9 protein-coding genes are annotated in these 11,660 nt (G+C 68.2%); 5 read left to right on the top strand and 4 right to left on the bottom strand.

Translation table 11 applies throughout. The annotated features are described in order from the left end of the window. Positions 1–109: 109 nt before the first annotated feature. The 3 genes from ACT9F5_RS08435 (at position 110) to ACT9F5_RS08425 (ending at position 4,520) form a co-directional block, all read left to right on the top strand. A complete protein-coding gene (locus ACT9F5_RS08435; RefSeq protein ID WP_445119433.1) occupies positions 110–823 on the top strand; it encodes a phosphatase PAP2 family protein in 714 nt (237 codons plus the stop codon). Next, positions 820–2,478: a phosphoethanolamine--lipid A transferase gene (locus tag ACT9F5_RS08430; RefSeq protein ID WP_445119432.1), complete on the top strand. Its 1,659-nt coding sequence runs from the start codon at positions 820–822 to the stop codon at positions 2,476–2,478. Before ACT9F5_RS08435 ends, ACT9F5_RS08430 begins: the two co-directional genes overlap by 4 nt. A 113-nt stretch (positions 2,479–2,591) precedes the next feature. After that, on the top strand, positions 2,592–4,520 hold the full coding sequence (locus ACT9F5_RS08425; RefSeq protein WP_445119431.1) for a sulfatase-like hydrolase/transferase: 1,929 nt from the start codon (positions 2,592–2,594) through the stop codon (positions 4,518–4,520). 4 nt (positions 4,521–4,524) lie between these two features. Here ACT9F5_RS08425 and ACT9F5_RS08420 read toward each other — a convergent pair whose 3' ends face one another. Continuing rightward, positions 4,525–5,061 carry a cytochrome b/b6 domain-containing protein gene (locus ACT9F5_RS08420; RefSeq protein WP_445119430.1) on the bottom strand — a complete coding sequence of 179 codons (537 nt, stop codon included), beginning with the start codon at positions 5,059–5,061 and terminating at the stop codon, positions 4,525–4,527. After that, entirely contained in the window at positions 5,058–6,188 is a 1,131-nt protein-coding gene (locus ACT9F5_RS08415; protein WP_445119429.1) for a catalase, read from the bottom strand. Before ACT9F5_RS08415 ends, ACT9F5_RS08420 begins: the two co-directional genes overlap by 4 nt. Before the next feature lie 188 nt (positions 6,189–6,376). Here ACT9F5_RS08415 and ACT9F5_RS08410 point away from each other — a divergent pair, with 188 nt between their 5' ends. Continuing rightward, the gene (locus ACT9F5_RS08410; protein WP_445119428.1) at positions 6,377–6,889 is read left to right on the top strand and encodes a sigma-70 family RNA polymerase sigma factor; all 513 of its coding nucleotides are present in this window, start codon (positions 6,377–6,379) and stop codon (positions 6,887–6,889) included. Continuing rightward, on the top strand, positions 6,886–7,632 hold the full coding sequence (locus ACT9F5_RS08405; RefSeq protein ID WP_445119427.1) for an anti-sigma factor family protein: 747 nt from the start codon (positions 6,886–6,888) through the stop codon (positions 7,630–7,632). The genes ACT9F5_RS08410 and ACT9F5_RS08405 overlap by 4 nt, the downstream gene beginning before the upstream one ends. A gap of 9 nt (positions 7,633–7,641) precedes the next feature. On the opposite strand, the gene ACT9F5_RS08400 is transcribed toward ACT9F5_RS08405, so the two are convergent. Continuing rightward, positions 7,642–9,498, bottom strand: coding sequence for an alpha/beta hydrolase-fold protein (locus tag ACT9F5_RS08400; RefSeq protein WP_445119426.1), 1,857 nt, complete (start codon positions 9,496–9,498; stop codon positions 7,642–7,644). Positions 9,499–9,548: 50 nt separating this feature from the next. Then, positions 9,549–11,585 carry a glycoside hydrolase family 97 catalytic domain-containing protein gene (locus ACT9F5_RS08395; RefSeq protein WP_445119425.1) on the bottom strand — a complete coding sequence of 679 codons (2,037 nt, stop codon included), beginning with the start codon at positions 11,583–11,585 and terminating at the stop codon, positions 9,549–9,551. Positions 11,586–11,660: the final 75 nt, after the last annotated feature.

Here is an 11,660-nt window from a genome sequence, read left to right as displayed (position 1 = left end):
GTTGACGGCAGGTTAACCGAAACCTTACCGGCCTCCGACGCGGCTCCGACGGTATTGCGATCCGGCTCCGACGTTGCGGCTACCGGCTTCCGACGTGGCGATGGCGAGCATGCGGACCATCTTCCGTCGTGGTCGCATGTGCATGGTTTCCGAAAGCGTGGCGTTGTGGTGGATGCCGTTGGTGGCATTCGTGGTGGGCGCGGTGTGTTTGCTGGGCCTGCGCGGTGACCTGTGGCTGGCCGACCATGTGTATGCACTGGAGGGCGGGCGCTGGTCGTTGCGGTCACTGTGGCTGACCGAGTCGGTCCTGCATACCGGCGCGCGCAACGCGTCCGCCGCCGCGTGGGGCGGTGTGGTGCTGGCGTGGCTGGCGACGCTGCTGCGCGGTCAATGGCGCGCGTGGCGGATGCCGCTGGGCTATCTCGCGCTCGCGGTGCTGTTGGGCACCAGCGTGGTGTCGGTGCTCAAGTCGTTCAGCCCCATGGATTGCCCGTGGGACCTGGCGCGCTACGGCGGCACGCGTGCCTATCACGGTCTGTTGCAGGGTTCCGACCTGCCCGGGCGTTGCTTTCCCGCCGGGCATGCCAGCGCCGGTTACGCATGGCTTGCGCTGTTCTTCTTCTTCACCGCGGTCAAACCGGCATGGCGTCGTCACGGCCTGGTTGTCGGGATTGGACTGGGGCTGTTGTTCGGCATCGACCAGCAACTGCGCGGCGCCCACTTCCTGTCGCATGACCTGTTCACGGCGATGATCTGCTGGGCTGTCGCGCTGGGTCTGTACCGCTTGATGCTGCCTCTGCGGGCCACGCGGAGTGCGGCATGAACAGCGTCGCGCTTTCCGCGTCGGCGTCCTGGCCCGACGTATGGCGCACGGCCCGGCAGTGGCGGCCGCGGGTCACAGTCGAAGTGCTGGCGATGCTTGCCAGCCTGTACTTCGCACTGACCGCAAACGTGCCGTTCTGGCACGCGGCGATTGCCCACGGCTGGGTGCAATGGCGGTTGGCGGTGGCCTTGTTCGTGCTGATGTTCGGGCTGCACGGTTTGTTGCTGGGTATGTTGCTGGCTCGCCCCTGGGCCAGGCCCGGGCTGGCGGTGCTGCTGGTGCTCACCTCGTGTGCCACGTACTACATGCAGTCCTACGGCGTGTACCTGGACGCGGACATGCTGCGCAACGTGCTGCATACCGACTGGGTCGAGTCACGCGAGCTGCTGACGCCAGGGCTGGGGCTGCACCTGCTGGTGTTCGCGGGGTTGCCTTGCGCAGTGTTGTGGCGGGTGGAGCTGGTGCGTCGTCCGATGTCGAAAGCCCTGCTGGTACGCGCGGGCTTCCTGCTGTCGATGTGGATTCTGATGATGTCGGGCGCGGCGATCTCGTTCAAGGATCTGTCGTCGCTGGTCCGCAACCAGCACGAAGTGCGTTACCTGGTCACGCCGGCGAACTATCTGTACGCGCTTGGCAACCTGGGGTTCGCGCAGTCGGCATCGAACAACACGCCGCTGCTGCCGGTGGGTGCGGACGCCCGGCAGGTCCCGCTGGCGTCGTCGCGCAAGCCACGTCTGCTGGTGCTGGTGGTGGGTGAAACCGTCCGCGCGCAGAACTGGGGCCTGAATGGCTATGAGCGCCAGACCACGCCGGAGCTGGCACGCCTTCCGGTCGTCAACTTCAGCCACACGCAGGCCTGCGGCAGCAGCACCGAAGTCTCGTTGCCGTGCATGTTCTCGCCATATGGCCGCGCGCATTACGACGAAGAGAAGATCCGCAGCCACCAATCGCTGCTGCATGTCCTGCAGCGTGCTGGCGTGGACGTGTTGTGGCGTGACAACCAGAGCGGTTGCAAGGGTGTATGCAAGGACCTGGCGTTCGAATCAGTCGCCAGTGCCACAGATCCGGAACTATGCGACGGCCGGCGTTGCCTCGACGGCGTCCTGTTGAAAGACCTTCCGCCGCCGGCCGGTGCGAGTAGCGGCGACCGGATCATCGTCCTGCACATGCTGGGCAACCACGGACCGAGCTACTTCCAGCGCTACCCGGCGTCGTTCAAGCATTTCCTGCCGGCCTGTGAGACACCCGAGCTGGGCCACTGCTCGCGCGAGCAGATCGTCAACGCCTACGACAACGCTGTGCGCTACACCGACCACGTGCTGGCACAGGCGATTGCCCGGCTGCGCGAGGTGGACGACTACGACACCGCGCTGATGTACCTGTCCGACCACGGCGAGTCGCTGGGCGAGAACGGCCTGTACCTGCACGGCATGCCTTACCTGATCGCGCCACAGCAGCAGATGCAGGTGCCGATGCTGATGTGGTTCTCGCCACGGTTCACCGCGGATACCGGTCTTGACCTGTCCTGCCTGCGCGACCGGGCAGGGCAGCCGGCCAGCCACGACAACCTGTTCTCCACCGTGCTGGGCGTGTTCGACGTGCGGACCTCCGTGCATGTGCCGGAACGCGACCTGCTGGCGGCCTGCCGGGCTTGAGGCGACAGGCCTGGCGTGACGCGGTTCCGACGCTTCTCCGACACCACGCCCACCGGCTTCCGACCCCTCGCCGACCACCATGCCCCGCTGCACTGACGCAGCGTGGGTGGCCGATGTTTTCGAAAGTGTTCGCACCGGTCAGGCCGGTGCTGTGGTTCTTCACCGCCGGCCTGCTGCTGCTGAGTCTCGCGCGGCTGGGCCTGTCGGCGTGGAAGTTCGATGCGGTGAGCCAGGCGCACGGCTGGGTGCCGGTGCTGCTGCAGGGCGTGCGCGTGGACGTGGCCACGATGTGCCTGTTGTTCGGGCTGCCGGCGGTCGCGCTGCTGCTGTTGCCGGCGCACCGCCTTGTGCACATGCTTGCGTCGGCCTGGCTGGCGACGTGCATGGCGCTGCTGTTGCTGCTGGAACTCGCCACGCCCGGCTTCATGGGCGAGTACGGTCTGCGCCCGAACCGGCTGTTCATCGAATACCTGATCTACCCGCGCGAGGTCCTGTCGACCCTGTGGCACGGCCGTCCGCTGCAACTGGTTCTGGCGCCCGTCGTGGCAGGCGCGGTGTCGTGGCTGGGCTGGAAGCTGTCACGGCGCCTCTTTGCCTGCCGGCAGGCATCCGCGCCGTTCTGGTTGCGTGCAGTGGCCGCGGTGCTGGTGTTGTGCCTGGCGGTACTGGGCGCGCGCTCCACCCTGGGTCACCGGCCGTTGAATCCGGCGATGGTCGCCTTCAGCGGCAACCCTGTGGTCAATCAACTGCCACTCAATTCCTTCTACGCCCTGGCCAATGCGCTACGACGTTGGACCCAGCAGGAAGACAGCGCGATGGACCTGTATGGCGCGCTGCCGGACGAGGAAGTCATCGCCGCGGTCCGCGCAGCCAGCGGCCTGCCCGACAGCGCGTTTACCAATGCGGAGATCCCCACCCTCGCGACCCGCACTCCGGGCTACACCGGCAAGCCGAAGAACCTGGTCATCGTGCTGGAAGAAAGCCTGGGCGCACAGTTCATCGGCCATCTCGGTGGCTTGCCGCTGTCACCGAACCTGGACCGGTTGAGCGACAACGCCTGGACCTTCACCCGCATGTACGCCACCGGCACCCGCAGCGTGCGCGGCATCGAGGCGGTGGTGGCCGGCTTCTCGCCCACGCCGGCGCAGGCGGTCGTGAAGCAACCCGGGGCACAGCAGGACTTCTACACCCTCGCGCAAACGCTGGAGGTCCGCGGCTACGACACCACGTTCTACTACGGCGGCGAAAGCCACTTCGACAACATGCGCGGCTTCTTCTTCGGCAACGGCTTCAACCGTGTGATCGAACAGAAGGATTACGCCGCGCCGGCATTCATCGGCTCATGGGGCGTCAGCGACGAGGACCTGTTCGCCCGCGCCGACCAGGAGTTCACCCGGCTGCACGCGGCCGGCAAGCCGTTCTTCGGGCTGGTGTTCTCGTCCAGCAACCACGACCCGTTCGAGTTCCCGGACGGCCGCATTGCGTTGTACGAACAACCGAAGCAGACCCGCAACAACGCGGCCAAGTACGCCGACCACGCCATCGGGACGTTCTTCGAGCGGGCGATGGCCTCCGGCTACTGGGACGACACCGTGTTCCTGGTGGTGGCCGACCACGACTCGCGCGTGTTCGGCCAGGACCTGGTGCCGGTCGGCAACTTCCACATCCCCGCGTTGATCCTCGGCGCGGGCATCGAGCCGCGACGCGATGACCGGATCGCCAGCCAGATCGACCTCGGCCCGACCCTGCTGTCACTCATCGGTATCGGCGATGCCACGCCGATGAATGGTCGCGACCTGAGCGATCCATCGCTGTTGGGGCCGGGCCGCGCATTGATGCAGTACGACGGCAACTTCGCGTGGATGCAGGGCGATGACGTGGTGGTGCTGCAGCCGCAGAAGCCGCCGCGGCAATACCGCTATGACACGGCATCGAAACGGCTGCAGCCCGAACCGCTGCAGCCGGAGCTGGCAAGGACCGCGCACGCGCAGGCGTTGTGGGGGTCGCTGGCTTACGAGAAAGGCTGGTACCGCCTGCCTTAGTCGGTCAGCGGCCGCGCCCCCTCGCCATCGTCCCGAACACGCCATCGCGATACACCCACGCGTGCAGCAGTGCGGCAGACACATGCATCAGCACCGTGGCGAACAGCAGGTAGGCGAGCCAGCCGTGGGCCGCGCGCAACCCGGCGTACAGGGTCACGTCCTGCGGCAGGATCGGCGGCAGCACGATGGACGGCGACATCTGCACCGGGAAGCCGCCCGCCGACAGCGTCGCCCAGCCGAGCACCGGCATCGACAGCATCAAGCCGTAGAGCAGCCAGTGCGAGGCGCGCGCGGCGGTCTGCTGCCATTGCGGAAGTGTCGATGGCAACGCGGGCGCCGGGTTGCGCAGGCGATTGCGCAACCTGAGCACGGCCAGCACGAGGATCGCGATGCCGAGCGGGCGGTGCAGGTCGGCCAGCCACGGCCGCGCCGACACCGATGTGACCATGCCGACGCCGATGAACAGCATCGACACGATCATCGCCGCCATCAGCCAGTGCAATCCGCGCGCGGCGGCGTTGAAGTGGGTGGGTGTGGTCATTGCGCGTGCTCCGGTGCGGTGGCGTCGTCGCCGCGGCCGAGCGCGATCTCGCGCTGGCGGCGGTTGAAGGACTGCGAGTAGGCGGCCGAGCGTGCGGCGAGGATCGGGTCGTCCGATGCGGCGACACCCGGCGGCAGGATCAATGGGTCGAAGTTGACGTCGCGGCATTCGCCGGTCGCCTGTGGCTCGACGTGGACCAGCGTCAGGGTGCCGGCAACCACCTGCTCGCGCGTGTCGGGCCAGGGTTGCGACGGGTCGTCGACCGCATCGCCGGGCGCGGCGAGTGTCACCACCATGTCCCAGTGCACCGGGCCATGCGCCAGCCGTGTATGCAGATCGGCGGCGAGGAAGTCGGCATCGGCCTGTGCGCGTTCGTCGGCGTCCAGCGCGTGGAACGGCAGGCGCGGCTGCATCGACCAGCGGACGAACCGCTTGGTGCCGTCGGCATCGATGAAGCGGAATGCGTTGACGCTGTTGTATCGCGTGTTGGTCCAGCTGTCGGACCACGGCGCGGTCTTCGCCCATTTTCCGAACTCGCGGGCTTGCGGATGGGCGGCGAGGAACGCCTCCATCGCGGCGGGGTCGGGCTTTCCGGTCGCCGGATCCGGGCGCTTGGCGAGGATCTGCTGGTGGAACGCCTGCGGCGTCGCCACGGCGAAGAACGGGAAGCTGTTCAGCGCCATCCGCCATTGCGGTTCGTCGGGGCCGCCGAACTGCAGCGCCATGCTGCGTACGCGCGCGGTGTTGTCGGCGCCGTGCGGGTTGGGCCCGCCGATCGAGAACCGGCCCAGCACCGGCACGGGCGTGCCGGAGAATGCCCGCGCGCTCGACAGCGCCTGTCCCTGCGGCGTGCCGCGGAACGTGCCGCTGACGCAGACGCCCTTGGCATGGTTGCGACGAAAGCCCGGATGCGCCGGACCATTGGCTTCCATCGCGCCGACGATGCGTTGCGCGGTCAGCCGGTCGCTGCCGAGCCAGCCGGCGGTCCAGGCGAACGCACTGGCGGAGGCCAGCGTGATGGCGCCGATGCCGGCCAGCGCGGCCAGTTGCCGGCGCCGTTCGCGCTTCGGGGTGGAGGTGTCGGGCAGCGGGGCGACGGGAGTATGGGACGGCTCGGACTCGTTCATTGCACGCTCGTTTGGCGGAATCCACGGTGTGACGAGCCGCGCGGGGATATATTCCCCACAAGCGGTACGCGTGCCGCTTGGGAATAAACCGCGCGCCCGTGCGTCCCACGCCCATGAACACGCGTCCGCGCCACACGCCCGCCATCGACACGCCGGCTCACCCGCCCCGCACCGTGGATGCACACGCCATGGATGAACTGGACGAAGATCGCCTGCACGCGCTGATCCCGCGGATGCGCCAGTTCGCGCGCGCGCTCACGCGCGATGCCACGGCCGCCGACGACCTGGTCCAGGCCACGCTGGAACGCGCGCTGCGGGCGTGGTCATCGCGCAACAAGCACGACGCGCTGCAGTCGTGGCTGTTCTCGATCCTGTACCGGCAATTCATCGACGAGCAGCGGCGAGCCAAGCGCTGGCGGCGCGTGCTCGACGTGATCGGCGTGGCCGATGAACCGCATGCGCCATCGGCCGAACGGGTCAACGAGGGGCGCGACGCGCTGGCGGCGTTCGCCGAACTGCCGGACGAACAACGCGCGATCCTGCTGCTGGTCGGCGTCGAAGGTTTCAGCTATCGCGAAGTCGCGGACATGCTGGACGTCCCGATCGGCACCGTGATGTCGCGCCTGTCGCGCGCCCGCGACAAGCTGCGCCGACTGTCCGAGGGACGCGCGCCCGCCCCTGCATTGCGGATACTCAAATGAACACTCCGGCCCCGCATCCCGACGAACTGCACGCCTATGTCGACGGCCAGTTGCCCGCCGAGCGACGCGCTGCCGTGGAAGCCTGGCTGGCCGCCAACCCCGATGACGCCGCCCGGGTGCGCGGCTGGAAGTCCGACATCGAAGCCCTGCGCTCAGCCTGGGGCAATCCCGCCGCGTTGCCGGCCGAACCGAGGCTGGATCCGGCCCGGATCCAGCGCCGCCTGCATGCCGGCCGCTGGACTGGGCTGGCCCGCGCGGCGGTGTTGGTGCTCGCGCTAGGGCTGGGCGCCGGCGGCGGGTGGCTGGCACGCGACGCACGCGATGGCCATGGCACCCCGCCGATGGCGGATGCGGTGACGGCTTACCGGATGCTCGCCGACCAGCAGGTGTCGATGGATTTCGAGGGCGACCGGATGGGTGGTCTGCAGGGCTGGCTCGCGCGCAACTTCAGTGAGGCCGGCCGCGTGCCCGACCTCAGTTCGCAGGGCTATGCCTTGCAGGGCGCACGCATGCTGTCGACGCCTGAAGGCGCCGCCGCGATGCTGGTCTACGAGGACGGCCAGGGCGGCATGCTCGGGGTTTACCTGCGTCCGCGCACGCAGCGCATGCGCGATGGCGAGCGACGCGACGGCGGGCTCATGGCGCGCTACTGGGGCCAGGGCGACACCGCGATCGCGGTGGTCAGTTCGCGCTTCGACGAGCGCGCCGACGCGATTGCGCCGCTGGTGCGGCGCGGCGGGTAGGCGCCTGGCCTAGTCGCCGAGCAGGAACCGCAGCGGCACATCGATCCGCGCGCGCCATGCCGCCTCGTTGTGCGCGGCACCTTCGAACACGCGGCTGCTCCAGTTGTCGCCTTCGACGTAGCCGGCGTCGCGCAGGCGCTGGTCCATGCGTTGCTGGTACGGCGCGTAGCCCGCATCGAGGGTCGTGGTGCCGTGGTCGAAGTAGAGACGATGGGTCGCCGGGTCCGGCAGGTGCTCGCCGAGCCAGTCGACCACGATGCCTTCGCCGACCGGCCAGTGGGTCGACAGCGCACCGACGCCGCCGAACACATCGGGATACTCGGCGGCGGCATACAGCGAGATCAGCCCGCCCATGCTGGAGCCCATCACCAAGGTGTCGTCGCGCTCCGGCCGGGTGAGGTAGGTGGCGTCAATCCACGGCTTGAGTTCGTCGACCAGGAAGCGCAGGTAGGCGTCGGAAACGATGTCGGCGGTGGGCAGCGGCGGCACGCCGTCGACGCCGGACGGCAGGGTGTCGCCGCTGACCGGCTTGCGCGGCATGTACTCCTGGAACCGTCGCGGTGTGTTCCAGATGCCGACCACGATCGCCTCGCGCACCGCGCCGTCGGTGATCAGCCGGGTCATGGCTTCGTCGACACCCCAGTCGACGCCGGTGTACGACAGCGCCGGGTCGAACAGGTTCTGGCCGTCGTGCATGTAGAGCACGGGGTAGCGCCTGGCCGGGTCGTCGTCGTAGCCGGGCGGCAGCCAGACGTCGACGTTGCGCGGCGCCACATGGGCGGACGGCACGTCCTGCCAGCTGTCGACGCGGCCGGTCGCGTCCAGTGCCGGCGCGCGCGGTGCGTAGGCCCATTGCAGGAAGTGCGGCAGCATCCGCGCCCACGCGGCCTGGTTGTGTTCACCGTCGGGCAATGACAGGTAGGCGATGTCGGCACGGGTGGTGTCGGAACTCACGTCGCGGGTGCCCGCGATGGGGGCGCCGCGATAGCCGAGGTCGACCAGCCCGCGCAGGTGGCGACCATCGGGACCGGTGTAGCCGTCGATGAGGTCATGCGCATCGTCGACCGGGTCATTGATGCCGTCGCCATCGCGGTCGTCGCTGTCCTCGTCGGCGCCGACGGCGAAGAAGAACCTGAGGCCGTGTCGCGCCTCGCTGCTGTCGACCATCGCCTGGGCGAGACGGGTGTGCTGGATGGACTCGACATCGCCGCGGTCGGCGGAGATCCACAATGACGGCGAGAACATGCCGACCCGGCCGAATACCTCCGGGTACTGCCAGCCGAGGTTGAACGCGTTGAGCGCGCCGAGCGACCAGCCGAGGATCGCGCGTGCGGCGGGTGTTGGGTTGCTGCGGTAGTTCGCGTCGATGTAGGGCACCAGGGTGTGGGCGACCCACTCGGAATAGTCGTGCGCGCGCGCGCCGACCGGGCCGTATTTCGTCTGCGCGACGATTGCATGGCCGGCTCCGCGGTCGGACAGGCCGTAGGTGCCCATGCGGTCGGGCAGCATGTGGATCGCGACGACGATGACGGGCTGGATGGAGTGGCTGGCGTGCAATTGCGCGAGGGCGTCGGCAAGTTCGACTGCCTCGGCGTCCTGGCCGTCGTTGAGGTAGAGCACCGGGTAGGCGTTGGCGCCGCTGGCGTCGTAACCGGGCGGGAGGTGGATTGCGACTTCGACCTGTTCGGGGGCGAAGGCGGGGGCGTCGAGGTGGAGGGTTTCGATGGTGGCCGGTTGTGCGGCCAGAGGGAGCGCCAGGACGGCGAGCAGAGTGGGTAGCGCAAATTTGCATATCGCGCGCCTACTGCTTTTCGTAGGAGCGGCTTCAGCCGCGATCGGACGGTCGTTCGCCCACGCCGGTTCCATGATCGCGGCTGAAGCCGCTCCTACAAAAGCCCGGACGGACGCAGGAAACATCACGGCTTCGCCACGAACCGGACCGCCTGGCCACCGCCGGCGGCGAGACGGATCGTCAACACATCGGCGCTGGTCACTTCGCCGTCCTCGCGCTCGAACTCGAACGGCGCGTCCTCCCAGTGCGCACCATCACCGTCGCGGTAGATCTGCGCGGTATAGGTCCGCCCCGGTTGCAGGAACGCCAGGGGCACCTTCAACACGCGGCCGTTCTCGTCGGTGATGCTGCCCAGGTACCAGTCGTCGCTGTTACGGTCCTGCCGCGCGAAGGTCACATAGTCGCCGACCTCGCCATTGAGCACCTCGGTGCGCGCCCAGTCGGCCGGTACGTCCCTGATGAACTGGAACGCATCCATGTGCTTCTTGTAGTTCTCCGGCAAATCCGCGGCCATCTGCACTGGGCTGTACAACACCACGTACAGCGCAAGCTGCTTGGCGATCGTGGTCTGGATCGCCTGCCCGCGGCCCTGCAGGCTGAGGATGCCGGGGGTGTAGTCCATCGGCCCGGACAGCATCCGGGTGAACACGAGGTTGGCCTCGTGCTCGGGCGGGTTGGTCGGCTTGGCCCAGGCGCCGTACTCCATGCCGCGGGCGCCTTCGCGCGAGACCCAGTTCGGGTAGGTGCGGCGCAGGCCGGTGTCCTTGATCGGCTCGTGGGTGTTGATTGCGACGTGGTGCTTCGCCGCCGCCCGCAGCACGCGCAGGTGGTGGCCGGCATTCCACTGGCCGTCGTGCCATTCGCGCGCGATCGAACCGTCCGGCAGGCGCCGCTCGATGCCGCCGGCGTCGCAGACATAGCCGGTCTTGACCACGTCGATGCCGAGCCGCTCGTTCATCGCGAACGCGTCGGCCATCTGGTCCTCGTAATGGCTGACCGCGCAGCCGGTCTCGTGATGGCCGATCAGGTGCACGCCCTTCGACTCGGCGTAGGCCGACAGCGCCTCGATGTCGAAGTCGGGCGCTGCCCTGGTGAAGTCGAAGTCGTAGCCATTGCCGAACCACTGGCCGTCCCAGCCGGGGTTCCAGCCCTCGACCAGCACGCCGCGGAAGCCGTTCTCGGCGGCGAAGTCGATGTAGCGCTTCGTGTTCGCGGTGGTGGCGCCGTGCTTGCGGCCGGTCGCCCAGCTCTCGGTTTCCAGGTGCAGCGACCACCAGATGCCGACGTACTTGGCCGGCGTGAACCAGCTGACATCGCCGAGCTTGTTCGGCTCGTTGAGATTGAGGATCAGGTCGGACGACTCGTACAGCGCGGCGGCGCTGTCGGCGATCTGCAGGGTGCGCCACGGGGTGTTGAACGGCAGCGTGCGGCGGACCTTCCAGCCTTCCGATGCGGGTGCGAGCTGGGCGCGGAAGCGGCGTCCCTCGGTGCGGCGCAGCCACATGCCGGCGTAGTCGACCAGCGCCGCCTCGTGGAAGGCAATGTGCAGGCCGTCCTCGGTGCGCACGGTCATCGGCGTGTGCGCCATCGTGACCTCGTTGAGCGGGGTGCGCTGGTACAGGTACTCGTAGCGGTTCCACTCGCCGGCCGGGATCCACCACGCGGTAGCGGGGTCGGCGAGGGCGAACTCGGTCAGTTCGTCGTCGATGATGAGTTCGCTGGCGGCGGCCTGTTCCGGGAACTCGTAGCGAAAGCCGATGCCGTCGTCGTACACGCGAAACACCACGTCGAAGGTGCGCTTCGGGGCGACGGTTTCGGTGAGCGTAGCGCGCAGCTCGCTGTAGTGGTTGCGGACGAAGCGGTCCTCGCCCCAGGGTTGTTCCCAGGTCTCATCGAAACTGCGGGTCGCCTTGTCGGTGAGCGCGAGGTTGCGCTCGAGCTTGCCGCTGCCGCGCAGCATGAAGCCGAGCGCGGAGGTCTCGATCACCGGTTCGCCGAAGCGCTCGACGCGATAGCCGACGCGACCCTCATGCAGGTCGAGCTCGACCGTGAGCACGTCGTTGGGCGAGGCCACGGTGGCGACGGTTTCGGCGTGGGCGGTAGGCACCAGCAGCGCGGCGGCGAAAGCGGTGTTTGCGAGGAGCAGGCGAAGCTGGTGCATCGAAATCGTTCCCTTGGAAATGGTGGGCCGGCCGCGTGACCGTGCTCCCTCTCCCGCCTGCGGGAGAGGGTTGGG

This window comes from Lysobacter sp. F6437, assembly GCF_052547215.1.
This window is presented reverse-complemented; position numbering and strand designations above follow the sequence as displayed.